Annotated in this window: 15 protein-coding genes; 10 read left to right on the top strand and 5 right to left on the bottom strand. The window is 56.3% G+C overall.

Annotated features, from left to right (window positions below):
• The first annotated feature begins 327 nt into the window (after nt 1-327).
• The 3 genes from aroP (at nt 328) to GNG27_RS03920 (ending at nt 4,218) form a co-directional block, all read left to right on the top strand.
• On the top strand, nt 328-1,698 hold the full coding sequence (gene aroP / locus GNG27_RS03930; RefSeq protein WP_142488254.1) for an aromatic amino acid transporter AroP: 1,371 nt from the start codon (nt 328-330) through the stop codon (nt 1,696-1,698).
• Nucleotides 1,699-1,859: 161 nt separating this feature from the next.
• Nucleotides 1,860-3,257 (top strand): glycoside-pentoside-hexuronide (GPH):cation symporter, encoded by a 1,398-nt coding sequence (locus tag GNG27_RS03925; RefSeq protein ID WP_142488253.1) that lies wholly within the window; start codon nt 1,860-1,862, stop codon nt 3,255-3,257.
• Nucleotides 3,258-3,267: 10 nt separating this feature from the next.
• Nucleotides 3,268-4,218: a family 43 glycosylhydrolase gene (locus tag GNG27_RS03920; RefSeq protein ID WP_156262919.1), complete on the top strand. Its 951-nt coding sequence runs from the start codon at nt 3,268-3,270 to the stop codon at nt 4,216-4,218.
• A gap of 18 nt (nt 4,219-4,236) precedes the next feature.
• On the opposite strand, the gene ampE is transcribed toward GNG27_RS03920, so the two are convergent.
• Nucleotides 4,237-5,091, bottom strand: coding sequence for a beta-lactamase regulator AmpE (ampE, locus tag GNG27_RS03915; RefSeq protein WP_142488251.1), 855 nt, complete (start codon nt 5,089-5,091; stop codon nt 4,237-4,239).
• Nucleotides 5,088-5,651: a 1,6-anhydro-N-acetylmuramyl-L-alanine amidase AmpD gene (gene ampD, locus GNG27_RS03910; protein WP_142488250.1), complete on the bottom strand. Its 564-nt coding sequence runs from the start codon at nt 5,649-5,651 to the stop codon at nt 5,088-5,090. The genes ampE and ampD overlap by 4 nt, the downstream gene beginning before the upstream one ends.
• An 87-nt stretch (nt 5,652-5,738) precedes the next feature.
• On the opposite strand from ampD, the gene nadC reads away from it, so the two are divergent.
• The 4 genes from nadC (at nt 5,739) to hofC (ending at nt 9,837) form a co-directional block, all read left to right on the top strand.
• Nucleotides 5,739-6,632, top strand: a complete 894-nt coding sequence (gene nadC / locus GNG27_RS03905) for a carboxylating nicotinate-nucleotide diphosphorylase (protein WP_142488249.1) — start codon at nt 5,739-5,741, stop codon at nt 6,630-6,632.
• A gap of 184 nt (nt 6,633-6,816) precedes the next feature.
• The gene (ppdD, locus tag GNG27_RS03900; RefSeq protein WP_142488248.1) at nt 6,817-7,269 is read left to right on the top strand and encodes a prepilin peptidase-dependent pilin; all 453 of its coding nucleotides are present in this window, start codon (nt 6,817-6,819) and stop codon (nt 7,267-7,269) included.
• Entirely contained in the window at nt 7,266-8,651 is a 1,386-nt protein-coding gene (gene gspE, locus GNG27_RS03895) for a type II secretion system protein GspE (protein ID WP_156262918.1), read from the top strand. The genes ppdD and gspE overlap by 4 nt, the downstream gene beginning before the upstream one ends.
• Nucleotides 8,641-9,837, top strand: a complete 1,197-nt coding sequence (hofC, locus tag GNG27_RS03890; protein WP_156262917.1) for a protein transport protein HofC — start codon at nt 8,641-8,643, stop codon at nt 9,835-9,837. The genes gspE and hofC overlap by 11 nt, the downstream gene beginning before the upstream one ends.
• 31 nt (nt 9,838-9,868) lie before the next feature.
• Here hofC and GNG27_RS03885 read toward each other — a convergent pair whose 3' ends face one another.
• Nucleotides 9,869-10,912, bottom strand: coding sequence for a GMP reductase (locus GNG27_RS03885; protein ID WP_142488245.1), 1,044 nt, complete (start codon nt 10,910-10,912; stop codon nt 9,869-9,871).
• A 235-nt stretch (nt 10,913-11,147) separates the two neighbouring features.
• Here GNG27_RS03885 and coaE point away from each other — a divergent pair, with 235 nt between their 5' ends.
• The 3 genes from coaE to yacG are packed head-to-tail and all read left to right on the top strand — an operon-like array spanning nt 11,148 to nt 12,706.
• The gene (gene coaE, locus GNG27_RS03880) at nt 11,148-11,759 is read left to right on the top strand and encodes a dephospho-CoA kinase (RefSeq protein ID WP_142488244.1); all 612 of its coding nucleotides are present in this window, start codon (nt 11,148-11,150) and stop codon (nt 11,757-11,759) included.
• Entirely contained in the window at nt 11,759-12,502 is a 744-nt protein-coding gene (zapD, locus tag GNG27_RS03875; RefSeq protein ID WP_156262916.1) for a cell division protein ZapD, read from the top strand. The genes coaE and zapD overlap by 1 nt, the downstream gene beginning before the upstream one ends.
• Before the next feature lie 9 nt (nt 12,503-12,511).
• Nucleotides 12,512-12,706: a DNA gyrase inhibitor YacG gene (gene yacG / locus GNG27_RS03870; RefSeq protein WP_142488242.1), complete on the top strand. Its 195-nt coding sequence runs from the start codon at nt 12,512-12,514 to the stop codon at nt 12,704-12,706.
• A 34-nt stretch (nt 12,707-12,740) separates the two neighbouring features.
• On the opposite strand, the gene mutT is transcribed toward yacG, so the two are convergent.
• On the bottom strand, nt 12,741-13,133 hold the full coding sequence (gene mutT / locus GNG27_RS03865; protein WP_156262915.1) for an 8-oxo-dGTP diphosphatase MutT: 393 nt from the start codon (nt 13,131-13,133) through the stop codon (nt 12,741-12,743).
• Between the two features lie 57 nt (nt 13,134-13,190).
• A complete protein-coding gene (gene secA, locus GNG27_RS03860) occupies nt 13,191-15,896 on the bottom strand; it encodes a preprotein translocase subunit SecA (protein ID WP_142488240.1) in 2,706 nt (901 codons plus the stop codon).
• Nucleotides 15,897-15,912 lie beyond the last annotated feature (16 nt).

The following is a 15,912-nucleotide window of genomic DNA, read 5'->3' as shown; positions in this document are numbered from 1 at the left end:
CTTTATCGAAACGGGGAAAAGTGCGATCTGAACCGATTTAGCGGAGCAAAAAGTGAAAAACTGCCCACTTATGGAGCATTTTTATTCTATAGGTTGATAAAGGGACTTAAACGGGACGATTTACAAATGCTTTCTTTTTATTCGAACTCGCTTTCTCCTCGCATAAAGCAGGTGCATTCGCCGTCGCTTAACACTATTCTTCCGAATACGGAAGACACATCCGGTTTTTTCAGCCAATTGAACCGTAAACTAATAAATACATGAAATGGAATTTCATAATTACACACGCCAGAGCGTGAACATAACAACCACACACGAGGTTTCATAATGGATGGTCAACAGCACGGCGATCAGCTGAAGCGCGGCCTTAAAAACCGCCATATTCAGCTTATTGCTCTCGGTGGCGCTATCGGTACCGGCCTGTTCCTGGGCAGCGCATCGGTTATTCAGTCTGCCGGTCCGGGAATTATTCTGGGTTACGCCATTGCCGGTTTTATCGCCTTTCTTATTATGCGTCAGCTGGGTGAAATGGTGGTCGAAGAGCCGGTAGCCGGTTCCTTCAGCCATTTTGCCTATAAATACTGGGGCAGCTTTGCCGGATTCGCGTCCGGCTGGAACTACTGGGTGCTGTATGTTCTGGTGGCGATGGCGGAACTGACCGCGGTCGGTAAATACGTCCAGTTCTGGTGGCCTGAGATCCCGACCTGGGTCTCCGCGGCGGTCTTCTTCGTGGTGATCAACGCCATTAACCTCACCAACGTGAAAGTGTTCGGTGAGATGGAGTTCTGGTTCGCCATTATTAAAGTTATCGCGGTTGTGGCGATGATCCTGTTTGGCGGCTGGCTGCTGTTCAGCGGCAACGGCGGTCCGCAGGCCAGCGTGAGCAACCTCTGGGATCAGGGCGGCTTCCTGCCGCACGGTATGACCGGTCTGGTCATGATGATGGCGATCATTATGTTCTCATTCGGTGGTCTGGAGCTGGTGGGTATCACCGCCGCTGAAGCAGACAACCCGGAGCAGAGCATCCCGAAAGCGACCAACCAAGTGATCTACCGTATCCTGATCTTCTATGTGGGCTCGCTGGCCGTGCTGCTTTCCCTGCTGCCGTGGACCCGCGTCACCGCTGACACCAGCCCGTTTGTCCTGATCTTCCACGAGCTGGGCGACACCTTCGTGGCTAACGCCCTGAACGTAGTGGTACTGACCGCGGCGCTGTCGGTCTATAACAGCTGCGTTTACTGCAACAGCCGTATGCTGTTCGGCCTGGCCCAGCAGGGCAACGCCCCGAAAGCGCTGCTCAATGTCGATAAGCGTGGCGTGCCGGTTAACACCATTATCGTGTCGGCGGTTGTGACAGCGCTGTGCGTGCTGATCAACTACCTGGCACCGGAATCGGCCTTCGGCCTGCTGATGGCGCTGGTGGTTTCCGCCCTGGTAATCAACTGGGCGATGATTAGCCTGGCACACATGAAATTCCGTCGTGCGAAGCAGCAGCAGGGCGTGAAAACGCGCTTCCCTGCCCTGCTCTACCCGCTGGGTAACTGGGTCTGTCTGCTCTTCATGGCGGCGGTGCTGATTATCATGCTGATGACCCCGGGCATGGCGATTTCGGTCTACCTGATCCCGGTCTGGATTATCATCCTCGGCGTCGGCTATATGTTTAAAGAGAAAAATGCCAAAGCCGTAAAAGCGCATTAATGTTCTACCCCTCTGCGTCCCGCCGGACGCAGAGGGTTGTTACCTTCCTCACACTTTCCCGTCTACAGCCATTTTATCCATATCACCGACGTTATACTGCAACGCATATTTTGCTTTGGCAGCGAATAATTCTCTCCATACCGTAACTCGGAGAATCGTCGATGGATAACAATAAACTGTCAGTAAAAGAAAAGATCGGCTATGGAATGGGGGATGCCGGATGCAATATCATCTTTGGCGCCATCATGTTGTTTGTGAACTATTTTTATACGGATATTTTCGGCCTGGCCCCGGCGCTGGTGGGCGTGCTGCTGCTCTCCGTACGCGTCATCGATGCCGTTACCGACCCGATTATGGGCGCCATTGCCGATCGTACCCGCAGTAAGTATGGGCGTTTTCGTCCATGGCTTTTATGGATCGCCTTCCCCTACGCGCTGTTCAGCATCCTGATGTTTACCACCCCGGACTGGACCTACAACAGCAAAGTTATCTATGCCTTTGTTACCTACTTCCTGCTCTCTCTGACCTATACGGCCATCAATATTCCTTACTGCTCGCTGGGCGGCGTGATCACCAACGATCCGAAAGAGCGCGTGGCCTGTCAGTCCTACCGCTTCGTGATGGTCGGTATCGCCACGCTGCTGCTGTCGCTGACGCTGCTGCCGATGGCCGACTGGTTCGGCGGCGAGGACAAAGCTAAAGGCTACCAGATGGCGATGACCGTGCTGGCGCTGATTGGCACCTGCATGTTCCTGTTCAGCTTTTCTACCGTGCGCGAGCGCGTGCGTCCGGCGGTGCAAACCAATGACGAACTGAAAAACGATCTGAAAGACGTGTGGAAGAACGACCAGTGGGTCCGCATTCTGCTGCTGACCCTGTGCAACGTCTGCCCGGGCTTTATCCGCATGGCGGCAACCATGTATTACGTCACCTGGGTCATGGGCCAGAGCACCCACTTCGCTACCCTGTTTATCAGCCTGGGCGTGGTGGGCATGATGCTCGGCAGCGTGCTGGCAAAAGTGCTGACCGACCGCTGGTGTAAGCTGAAGGTCTTCTTCTGGACCAACATCGCCCTGGCGATTTTCTCCTGCGCCTTCTACTTCTTCGACCCGCAAGCCACCGTGACCATTGTGGTGCTCTACTTCCTGCTGAACATCCTGCACCAGATCCCGTCTCCGCTGCACTGGTCGCTGATGGCCGACGTGGATGACTACGGCGAATGGAAAACCGGTAAACGCATCACCGGGATCAGCTTCTCCGGCAACATCTTCTTCCTCAAGCTGGGGCTGGCGATTGCCGGGGCGATGGTGGGCTTCCTGCTCTCCTGGTACGGTTACGACGCGGGTGCAAAAGCGCAAAGCGCGGACGCCATCAACGGCATCGTGCTGCTCTTTACCGTGATTCCTGGCGTCGGGTACCTCATTACCGCGGGCGTGGTTCGTCTGCTGAAGGTCGATCGCGAAACCATGAAGCAGATTCAGGAAGACCTGGAAAAACGCCGGAACAACTATCGCGAGCTGAACGATTTTCAGGAACTCAAAGCCGCTGAGACTAAATAAGGAAAGCCGAATGCAAACCTGGCCAAACCCGTTTATTGAACAACGTGCTGACCCGTACATTCTTCATCATGAAGGGCAATACTACTTTATTGCCTCGGTGCCGGAATACGACCGGCTGGCGATCCGTCGCGCCAACACGCTGGAAGGGTTACGCAGCGCCGATGAAGTGGTGGTCTGGCGCAAGCCGGCCACCGGCCCAATGAGTCAGCTGATCTGGGCCCCGGAACTGCACAGCATTGACGGCAAGTGGTACATCTATTTTGCCGCGACGCACACCCAGGCACTGGATAAGCTCGGGATGTTCCAGCACCGGATGTTCGCCCTGGAGTGTAGCGACAGCGACCCGCTCACCGGCACCTGGGTCGAGAAAGGGCAGATCGAAACCCCGTTCGATACCTTTGCGCTGGATGCGACCACCTTTGTTCATCAGGGGAAACGCTGGTACCTCTGGGCGCAAAAAGCCCCGGATATCACCGGTAACTCGAACCTGTACCTGTGCGAAATGGAGAATCCCTGGACGCTAAAAGGCAAGCCGGTAATGCTCAGTAAACCGGAGTATGACTGGGAGTGCCGTGGGTTTTGGGTCAACGAAGGCCCGGCGGTGCTGTTCCACGGCGAGCGGTTGTTTATCAGCTACTCCGCCAGCGCCACGGATGAAAACTACTGCATGGGGCTGCTGTGGATCGACCTCAATGCCGACCCGCAGAACCCGGAGAACTGGCATAAATCGCCGCAGCCGGTGTTCACCACCAGCTACGAAAATCGCCAGTACGGCCCGGGGCACAACAGCTTTACCCAAACACCGGACGGCGAAGACGTGCTGATTTACCATGCACGTAATTACACCGAAATCGAGGGCGACCCGCTCTACGATCCGAACCGCCACACCCGCCTGAAACTGATTCGCTGGAATGAAAACGGGATGCCTGAATTTGGCATTCCGTCAGCGGATACAGTGTAAGACCTGCGGCACGCTGGTTTAGATCAGCGTGCCGTAAATCGTCAGCAGCGCCACAATCACCACCACCACAAAAGAGGTTTTCTTGGCCATTGAAACGGCTGCTTTCGGCGTTTCGATCTTATCGGTATGCGGCTCACGCGCCAGGGAGAACTGCGCCAGACGCGTTAACACCAGATACTGCGAGGTATGGCGATCCCCCAGCGAGGCGAACCATGCCGGCAGGGCTTTCTCGCCATGTCCAATCAGGGCATAAACCACCCCGAACAGCCGCACCGGCAGCCAGTCCAGCACGTGCAGAATGGCGTCGATGCCGGACTGCAACCGCTCGTGCGGGGTCAGGTAGCGCGCCAGCCAGCTCTGCCAGGCGCGTAAAAACGCATAGCCCATCAGCAGAACCGGGCCCCACGCGCCGCCCACCACAAACCAGAACAGCGGTGCCAGATAGAAGCGGAAGTTAATCCACAGCAACGCGTTCTGCAGTTCGCGTAAAAATTCGCGTTCGTTGCACTCCGGCGGAACGCCGTGGATCAGGGTCAGCTCGCTGGCCATCGCCCCACGGGCATGGGCATCATTGTTAGTTGCTGCCTTCAGGTAGGCATGGTAGTGCAGACGCACCTTGCCGGCGCCAATGCAGAGGACGCCGAGCAGGATCCACACCACCAGCAGCGGCACATTAAAGAACAGGCCATACAGCGAACGCAGCAGCAGGAACACGACAAGCATCACCCCCGCCGTCATCAGCAGGGTGCGGATCATGGAAAAATGGCGGATGCGACGAAACAGCACTTCCATCCGGTGATCCAGATGCCAGTGCTCGCCCAGCTTGAACAAACGCTCAGCAATCATCACCAGCAGCATGGTAAATAACGTCATGTCATCTCCTTATCTGACAGGGCGGTAAGCAGTGTGTTGAATCTTTGCCAGTCAAATGCCGGGCCAGGATCGGTCTTGCGCTGCGGCGCAATATCGCTGTGCCCGGTCACGTTGTGGGCGATACCCGGGTAGAGGCTAATGAGGGTGCGCGTTACCGCGGCCAGCTGCTGATACTGCGCATCGGTGTAAGGCAGCGTATCCGTTCCTTCCAGCTCGATGCCGATAGAGAAGTCATTGCAGCGTTCACGCCCCTGATATTGGGACACGCCTGCATGCCAGGCTCGTTTATCGAAGGGAACATACTGGACGATTTCACCGTCACGGCGAATCAGACAATGGGCAGAAACGCGCAGGTGGGCGATCTCCGCAAAAAAGGGGTGAGCATCGGGATCGATTGTCCCGGTGAATAGCGCGTCAATCCACGGGCCGCCAAACTCGCCAGGCGGCAGGCTGATGTTATGCACCACCAGCAGCGACGGGATCTCATCCTCCGGACGGCAATCGTGGTGTGGCGAAGGAACACGCCGTGCATCTGCCAGCCAGCCATGTTCTGAGTGCATGCAGGATCTCCTTATATATGGTGCTGATTCCCGGTTCAGAGTAGCATGTTTCAATCTTATGATTCGTTACCAATTTGGAGTTTTAACATGCCGCCTCGCCGCTACAACCCCGACCACAGACGTAACGTACTGCTGGAACGTATTAATCTCGATATTCCGGTAAGCGTCGCCAATGCGCTGCGCGAAGATCTGGGTGGAGACGTTAATGCTGACAACGACATTACCGCCCAACTGCTGGCGGAAGATGCCCGTTCCCATGCGGTCGTGATCACCCGTGAGGACGGTGTTTTCTGTGGTAAACGTTGGGTGGAGGAAGTCTTTATTCAGTTGGCCGGTGACGGTGTGAAGGTGACGTGGCATGTCGAGGATGGCGACAGCATCAACGCTAATCAGCCGCTGTTTGAGCTTGAGGGCTCATCACGCGTCCTGCTGACCGGTGAACGCACCGCGCTGAACTTTGTTCAGACGCTCTCCGGCGTCGCCAGCGAAGCACGCCGCTATGTCGACCTGCTGGAAGGGACAAATACCCAGCTGCTGGATACGCGTAAAACGCTGCCGGGCCTGCGTACCGCCCTGAAATATGCCGTGCTGTGCGGCGGCGGTGCCAACCATCGTCTGGGGTTGTCCGATGCGTTTCTGATCAAAGAGAACCACATTATTGCCTCTGGCTCCGTACGCCAGGCCGTGGAAAAAGCCTTCTGGCTGCACCCGGATGTGCCGGTTGAAGTGGAAGTGGAGAACCTGCAGGAGCTGGACGATGCGCTGAAAGCCGGTGCCGACATCATCATGCTGGATAACTTCAAAACCGAAGAGATGCGTGAAGCGGTGAAACGCACCAACGGCCAGGCCCGTCTGGAGGTTTCCGGTAACGTGACGCACGAAACCTTACGCGAGTTTGCCGAAACCGGCGTCGATTTCATCTCCGTTGGCGCCCTGACCAAACACATTCGCGCCCTCGATCTGTCGATGCGCTTTCGCTAAGTGACAGAAAGCCTGGTCTGCACAGGCCGGGCAAGCCCGATTTACGACCCGCCCCGCAAACCTGCTGCATTGTTCTGTAACGCGCGCACATCCCGCTGAATCACGCTTCACGAATCAATTTTTACCCCTCGCCCCCGGTCTGACCCGCTGCCACAGTAGCCTGCGTCAACATAAGGAGCGACCCATGGAAAGACAAAAAGGATTTACCCTCATCGAATTAATGGTAGTTATCGGCATCGTGGCTATCCTCAGCGCGATTGGCATTCCGGCTTACCAGAACTACCTGAGAAAAGCTGCCCTCACCGATATGCTGCAAACCTTTATGCCCTACCGTACCGCAGTCGAACTCTGCGCCCTCGATCATGGCGGGACAGAGAGCTGCGATGCTGGCGTCAACGGTATTCCCTCCCCGGCGACCAGCCGCTATGTCTCCGGGATGAGCATCGCCAAAGGCGTCGTCACTCTGACCGGACAGGAGAGTCTCAACGGTCTCGATGTAGTGATGACCCCGCAGTGGGATAACGGCAACGGCATTACCGGCTGGAAACGTCTCTGCACCGTGGGCGAGGACAGCGCGCTGAAGCAGGCCTGCGAAGAGGTGTTCCGCTTTACGGCCGAACAGGAGAGCGAGCAATGAATGCCGATCGCTTAACGGCCCTCTGTCGGCGCCACAACGCCCTGCTGCTGACCTGCGCCCCGGACCGGATCAATATTGCAGTGGTCGACAACCCACCGCCCGAACTGCTGGAAGCGTTACGTTTCGCGACGCAGAAAAGAATCGATATCGAATGCTGGACCGCCGAGCGCATGGAAAAGCACCAGCAAACCAGCCAGGAGACGCATCTGCCCGTGGTCGCCACCTCGACGCGTTCCGCCATCGAAACACTCAACCACACCCTGACCCAGGCGCTGAGCCAGCGGGCGTCGGATATTCACATTGAGCCCGCCGAAGAGAGCTGGCAGATCCGGTTACGCATTGACGGCGTACTCTACCCGCAGCAACCGCTCCCGGCCGAACTGGGCACAACGCTTATCGCCAGGCTGAAAGTGCTGGGCAACCTGGATATCGCAGAGCGTCGCTTACCTCAGGACGGGCAATTCACGGTCGAGCTTTCGGGCTCCCCGGTCTCGTTTCGTATTGCCACGCTCCCGTGTCGCAGCGGCGAAAAGATCGTGCTGCGGCTTCTGCAACAGGAGCAACAGGCGCTACGGCTTGAGCAACTGGGGATGAGTGAAACCCAACAGCGGCTATTCGCCAGCGCGCTGCAAAAATCCCAGGGGCTGATCCTGGTGACCGGCCCCACCGGCAGCGGCAAAACCGTCACCCTCTACAGCGCATTGCAGTCCCGGAACACACCTAAGGTGAACATCTGCAGCGTTGAAGACCCGGTCGAAATTCCGCTGGACGGGCTGAATCAAACGCCCATCAATCCCCGGGCAGGGTTAACCTTCCAGAGCGTGCTGCGGGCGTTTTTGCGCCAGGATCCTGACATCATTATGGTGGGTGAAATACGCGATGGCGAAACGGCGGAGATCGCCATCAACGCCGCGCAGACAGGCCATCTGGTATTGTCAACGCTGCATACTAACTCCACCGCGGAGACGCTGGTGCGCCTGCAACAGATGGGCGTGGCGCGCTGGATGATCTCCTCGGCGCTGTCAATGGTGATCGCCCAGCGGCTGGTGCGCCGACTGTGCCCACACTGTCGTACAGAGATGCACCGGGATACACCATTACCCCAGGCGCTATGGCCTCGCCCTTTGCCGCACTGGCAGCCGGTGGGCTGCGACCGCTGCTATCACGGCTTTTATGGCCGGGTAGCAATCTTCGAGGTAATGGTGATCACTCGTGAACTGCGTACTGCCATCGCCAACGGAGCACCGGTCGAAGAGATCGAAAAGCTGGCCAGGCAGGCGGGCATGGTCACGCTGTTTGAGCATGGCTGTATGGCGGTAGAGCAAGGCCACACCACGCTCGGGGAACTGGTGCAGATGCTGGGCGAATCGGATGGCAGGTAATCAACTCTGGCGCTGGCGGGCACTCAGCCAGCAGGGGGAGCAACAGACAGGCGCGCTCTGGGCCCCCGACAAACAAACGGCGTGGAGCGTCCTGTTGGGTCGGGATCTTTTTCCTCTTGAGCTCAAACGAAGCCTGCAGCAAGCGCGCTGGCAGGCGCAACATCGCTACGAGGCGATCCACCAGCTGGCGACGTTGCTGCAGGCGGGCTTAACGCTCTCGGCAGGTCTGACGCTTCTGGCGCAGCAGCATCCTGCCCGACAGTGGCAGGCGCTGCTGCAAAGCGTAGCTGACGATCTTAGCGCCGGGTGCGCCTTTTCTGACGCCCTGAGAAAATGGCCGCATGTCTTCCCTCCCCTCTATATTTCGATGATGAAAACCGGAGAGCTGACCGGCAAGCTCGTTGAGTGTTGTCGTCAGCTGGCGCAACAGCAAAAAACGCAGCAACAGCTCAGCGCGAAGGTCAAAAAGGCGCTGCGCTATCCGCTGATTATTCTTGCCCTGGCCGTCGCCGTGGTGCTGGCGATGGTGACTATGGTGCTGCCGGAATTTGCCGCGATCTACAAAACCTTTAATACGCCCTTACCTGTTCTGACCCGGGCCGTGATGGCGCTGGCAACCACGCTTCAGGAGTGGGGGGCGGGGCTGATGCTAAGTCTGCTGACGGCGGCATCTGGACTGGTATTTGTTCGCCGTAACCGCCGATGGCAGCGCCTCATACAGCGTCTGCTGCTGAGCAGTCCGGTGATTGGCCCGCTGGTCCGTGGGCAAAAGCTCAGCCAGATTTTTACCGTTCTGTCACTCACACAGCAGGCAGGCATCACCTTTCTACAGGGGCTGGAAAGTACGGAGGAGACCCTAACGTGCCCCTTCTGGCAGGAGAAACTACAGACGATACGCCATCGCGTTATGCAGGGTGCGCCCATCTGGTCAGCCCTGAATGAAGCCGAGATATTTACACCGCTCTGTATTCAGCTCGTGCGTACCGGCGAATCGTCAGGGGCGCTGGATACTATGCTGAGTAATCTGGCACAGCATCATAATGAACAGACTTTTCAGCAGGCCGACAATCTGGCCTCGCTGCTGGAACCGCTGCTGTTAATTGTGACGGGGTTAATTATCGGCACGCTGGTGGTCGCGATGTACCTGCCGATCTTTCATCTGGGGGATGCGATGAGTGCGGGATAACGCTGGCGCGAAACGCGCCAGCGAGAGAGCATTACAGGCTGTTGAAAATGCGGTTTTCTTGTTCCTGTACGCGGATAAAGGTAGTGCGCTTGGTCAGCTCTTTCAGACGGGATGCGCCCACATAGGTGCATGCAGAGCGCAGGCCACCGAGAATGTCACGCGCGGTATTCTCAACCGGGCCGCGCAGTGGCAGCTTGACGGTTTTACCTTCTGCCGCACGATACTGAGCAACACCGCCTACGTGACGGTTCATCGCCGATTCAGAGCTCATGCCGTAGAAGAGCATGAATTTTTCACCGTTTTCATCAACAACGGTACCGCCGCTCTCTTCGTGACCCGCCAGCATCCCGCCAAGCATCACGAAGTCTGCGCCGCCACCGAAGGCTTTCGCCACGTCACCCGGCATGGTGCAACCGCCGTCGCTGATGATCTGGCCGCCCAGGCCATGGGCTGCATCAGCACACTCGATCACCGCAGAAAGCTGCGGATAGCCAACACCGGTTTTCACGCGGGTGGTGCAGACAGAACCCGGGCCGATACCCACTTTAACGATATCTGCCCCGGACAGGATCAGCTCTTCACACATTTCACCGGTAACCACGTTACCCGCAATAATGGTTTTGGTCGGCCAGGCCTGACGCGCTTTGCTGACGAACTGCACGAAATGCTCAGAGTAACCATTCGCGACATCAATGCAGATGAAGTTCAGGTTCGGGTTAGCGACCAGGATCTGTTTCGTTTTTTCGAAATCGGCGTCTGAGGTGCCGGTGGAAACCATCACGTGCTTGAGAATGGTTTCAGATACGGAGCCTGCAAACGCATTCCACTCTTCAACGCTGTAGTGCTTGTGCACGGCAGTCAGAATATCGAAGGAGGCCAGTGCTTTTGCCATCGCAAAAGTCCCAACCGTATCCATATTGGCGGCGATAACAGGTACGCCAGACCAGGTCTGACCGGAATGCTTAAAGGTGAATTCACGTTCAAGTTCAACGTCGGAGCGACTTTTCAGAGTAGAACGTTTAGGGCGGATAAGAACGTCTTTGAAACCTAACTTCAGATCTTCTTCGATACGCATTTGCGGATTCCTGGGGTACTGGGGTAAATGTCGAAAAACGAAACACACAACTCCAGTGACGCTATCATACGCACTAATACCTGTTGCGCAAGACTGCGAAAATCACTTTTTTTACGCTACAATCCTATAAATTTACCTGGTAAAAAGTCCGTAAGCAGCGCTTAACCTTTGCTGCCAAAAGATTAAATCTTAAGCAATTGATATCAATAATGAATATTTCCCAGGATTTTAATTAATGGGGTACATCGTTGCGTTAACAGGGGGTATTGGCAGTGGCAAGAGCACTGTGGCCGACGCCTTCTCTCGTCTGGGTGTCACGATTATTGATGCCGACATCATTGCTCGCCAGGTGGTAGAGCCCGGTACACCGGCATTATGTGCTATCGCAGAACATTTCGGCCACGACACCATCGCGCCTGACGGTACCCTTAACCGTCGGATGCTGCGCGAACGCATTTTCTCGCATCCTGAAGAAAAAGCCTGGCTTAACGCCCTCCTCCATCCGCTGATACAGCAGGAGACACAGAGGCAGATCTCTCAGGCAACCTCACCTTATGTTCTCTGGGTTGTACCGCTTCTGGTGGAAAACAAGCTCCATGAGAAAGCTGACCGGGTACTGGTGGTGGATGTCTCTCCGGCAACCCAAATTCAGCGCACCATCGCCCGCGATAACGTCGCGCGCGAACATGCCGAACAAATTCTTGCCGCGCAGGCCACGCGTGAAGCGCGCCTTGCCGTCGCGGATGATGTTATTGATAATAACGGCGCACCGGATGCCATTGCCTCCGATGTTGCTCGCCTGCATCAGCACTACCTGGCGCAGGCTGTTTTACAGGAAAAAGCATAATGCACACCCACGTTCTTTTTGAGCATCCGCTCAATGAAAAAATGCGTACCTGGCTGCGCATCGAGTTTTTAATCCAGCAGCTTTCAGGCCTCCTTCCGGTACACGACCACACCACGGCGCTGCATTTTTTCCGTAACGTAAGCGACCTGCTGGATGTGCTAGAGCGCGGCGAAGTCCGCACTGAATTACTGAAAGAGCTGGAGCGTCAACAGCGTAAATTGCAGGCCTGGGCCGAAGTCCCCGGTGTGGATAACAGCCGCATCGACAGCCTGCGCCAGCAGCTGAAACACCACAGCACGGTGTTGATGGCTGCGCCGCGTATCGGCCAGTTTCTGCGTGAAGATCGTCTGGTGGCGCTGGTTCGTCAGCGCCTGAGCATTCCTGGCGGCTGCTGCAGTTTCGATTTACCGACCTTACATATCTGGCTGCATATGCCGCAGGAGCAGCGTGATGTCCAGGTACAAAGCTGGCTCGGCAGCCTTGAGCCGCTGACGCAGGCGTTGTCGCTGATCCTTGATTTGATTCGCAACTCCGCACCGTTCCGCAAGCAAACCAGCCTGAACGGTTTTTATCAGGATAACGGCGAGGATGCAGACCTGCTGCGCCTGCAGCTGACCCTTGCCGATCAGCTTTATCCGCAAATTTCAGGTCACAAGAGCCGCTTTGCGATTCGTTTCATGCCGCTCGACAGTGAACATGGTCTGGTGCCGGAACGTCTCGACTTTGAGCTGGCGTGTTGTTAAGGAGTCATGATGTCTGATGTTACCACCGTGAACTGTCCCACCTGTGGGAAGCCCGTTATCTGGGGCGAGCAGAGTCCTTTCCGTCCTTTTTGCTGCAAACGTTGCCAGCTGATCGATCTCGGTGAATGGGCTGCGGAAGAGAAACGCATTCCGAGCGAAGGCGGTCTCTCTGACAGCGATGACTGGAGCGAAAGCCAGCAGTAACAATAACAGCCTGCTGGCGTTTCGCCGGGCAGGCTTACAGGTTGCCCACTAACCGGGCAATAACAGGCGCATTTGCCGGCGGGAACTTGTCGGCATCCTCTGCGCTCAGTGCAACCCAGTTTCCAGGCTGCCCCTCTTTACCCCACGGCTCGCCTTCCCAGCTTTCCACCAGCCAGAACCATAGCGTGATATGCCGATCGGGGAATGCATATTCCAGTTTATCGAACAGGGTCGCTCCCAGCGGGGTGATCCCCACCTCTTCCTGAAGTTCGCGGATCAGCGCCTGTTCCGGCGTTTCGCCAGACTCGATCTTTCCGCCAGGAAACTCCCACTTATTCGCCATGTGCGCATCGGCTGCACGTTGGGTAATAAAGATGTGGTTATCGGAATTGCGAATGATCCCGACAGCGATTTGCAGTGTTTTCATTGTCTTGATTCCATAAAAAAGGCGCAGATATCTGCGCCTTTTCAGTTGGTTTAATGCTTAGCTCAGACGGCCATGGCACTGTTTGTATTTTTTACCGGAACCACATGGGCACGGATCGTTACGACCAACCTTACGCTCACCGGCCTGTGCGGCGATCGCGGCCGCAGCGGCTTCTTCATCGTCCTGATGGCTAAGCTGCTGCATCTGGGCCAGACGTTCAGCCTCTTCGCGGCGCTGCTGTTCCATCTCTTCAACTTCTTCCGGCATACGCACCTGCACCTTGCTCAGGGTGCTGATCACTTCATATTTCAGCGATTCAAGCATTGAGGCAAACATGGCGAAGGATTCGCGCTTGTACTCCTGCTTCGGATCTTTTTGCGCATAGCCGCGCAGATGGATCCCCTGGCGCAGATAGTCCATCGCCGCCAGGTGCTCTTTCCACAGGGAGTCCAGCGTTTGCAGCATCACGCCTTTCTCGAAGTGACGCATCATCTCAGCGCCGACCACTTCTTCTTTACGCTGATAAACCTCAATGGCGGTCGCAAAAATACGCTCGCGAAGGGTCTCTTCATGCAGCTCCGGCTCTTTATCCAGCCACTCCTGGATAGGCAGATCCAGGTCAAAGTCGTTCTTCAGACGCGCCTGCAGGCCTTCGATATCCCACATTTCTTCCAGAGATTGCGGAGGAATGTGGCCATCGAGAGTCGCCTTAAAGACGTCTTCGCGGATGCTGTTGATGGTTTCGCTCACATCGCTTACATCCAGCAGTTCGTTACGCTGGGTGTAGATAGCGCGACGCTGATCGTTGGCCACGTCATCGTACTCAAGCAGCTGCTTACGAATATCGAAGTTACGGCTTTCCACCTTACGCTGGGCGTTAGCGATGGCTTTGGTCACCCATGGGTGCTCAATCGCTTCGCCCGGTTTCATGCCCAGTTTACGCATCATGCCTGACACACGGTCAGAGGCGAAAATACGCATCAGCGCATCTTCCATCGACAGGTAGAAGCGAGATGAACCGGCATCACCCTGACGACCCGCACGACCACGCAGCTGGTTGTCGATACGGCGGGACTCATGACGTTCAGTACCGATGATGTGCAGACCGCCCGCGGCCAGGACGGCATCGTGGCGAACCTGCCAGTCGGCTTTGATCTGTGCGATCTGTTCCGGGGTTGGGTCTTCCAGCGCGGCCACTTCTGCCTGCCAGCTACCGCCCAGCATAATATCGGTACCACGACCCGCCATGTTGGTGGCGATGGTCACGGCTGACGGGTAACCCGCCTGAGCAACGATATCCGCCTCTTTGGCGTGGAACTTGGCGTTCAGAACGTTGTGTTTGATACCGGCTTTGGTCAGCTCTTCGGACACCACTTCGGATTTTTCGATGGAGATAGTACCCACCAGAACTGGCTGGCCCGCGGCGGTACGATCGCGAATATCTTCGATGATGGCCTGAATTTTCTCCGCTTCGGTCATGTAGACCAGGTCCGGCATATCCTTACGAATCATCGGACGGTTGGTTGGAACCACTACGGTATCCAGCTTGTAGATAGAGCTGAATTCAAAGGCTTCAGTATCCGCCGTACCGGTCATCCCCGCCAGCTTCTCGTACAGACGGAAGTAGTTCTGGAAGGTAATGGAGGCCAGAGTCTGGTTCTCGTTCTGGATATCGACGTTCTCTTTGGCTTCAACCGCCTGATGCAGACCATCGGACCAGCGGCGACCCTGCATGGTACGGCCGGTGTGTTCGTCGACGATAATGACTTCGCCATCTTTGACGATGTAGTCCACGTCGCGGGTGAAGAGCACGTGTGCGCGCAGCGCTGCGGTCACGTGGTGCATCAGCATGATATTGCTCGGAGAGTAGAGCGACTCACCCTCTTCCATAATACCCTGGGCAACCAGCAGCTCTTCGATCTGAACCAGACCACGCTCGGTCAGGTTCACCTGACGGGCTTTCTCGTCCACGGAGAAGTGGCCTTCACCCTGGAAGGTGTCAGAGTCTTCTTTCTCCTGACGGATCAGGTGTGGAATGATTTTGTCGACTTTGCGATACATCTCGGAGCTGTCTTCAGCCGGGCCGGAGATGATCAGCGGGGTACGCGCTTCATCGATCAGAATGGAGTCAACCTCATCCACCAGCGCATAGTGCAGTTTACGCTGGACGCGCTCTTCCGGGCTGAATGCCATGTTATCGCGCAGGTAGTCAAAACCGTATTCGTTGTTAGTGCCATAAGTGATATCCGCGCCGTAGGCTTCGCGTTTCGCCGGAGCCGGCAGGCCTGACATGTTGATCCCGACGCTCATGCCGAGGAATTCGAACAGCGGGCGGTTGTTTTCGGCGTCACGCTGCGCCAGATAGTCGTTGACGGTCACGACGTGTACGCCTTTGCCGGACAGGGCGTTCAGGTAAGCCGGCAGGGTCGCGGTCAGGGTTTTACCTTCACCTGTACGCATCTCGGCGATGCAGCGGTCGTTCAGGACCATACCGCCCAGCAGCTGCACGTCGAAGTGACGCATGCCGAACACGCGCTTACTCGCTTCACGAACGACGGCAAAGGCTTCAGGGATCAGGCTTTCAACGGTTTCGCCTTTTTCGAGGCGGGCACGGAATTCGGCGGTTTTGCCTTTCAGCTCGTCATCAGAGAGCTTTTCCATCGCCGGCTCAAGGCCATTGATGACGCTGACAGCTTTGCGCATACGGCGCAGGGTACGATCGTTACGACTACCGAAAACTTTAGTTAGTAATTTGATTAACATAATAAATTCTCAAACG

Source organism: Leclercia sp. 119287 (genome assembly GCF_009734485.1).
In the GTDB taxonomy this organism is placed as follows: Bacteria; Pseudomonadota; Gammaproteobacteria; order Enterobacterales; family Enterobacteriaceae; genus Enterobacter; species Enterobacter adecarboxylatus_C.
Note: the sequence above shows the minus strand (reverse complement) of the source record. Positions and strands in the feature narration are given on the sequence as shown.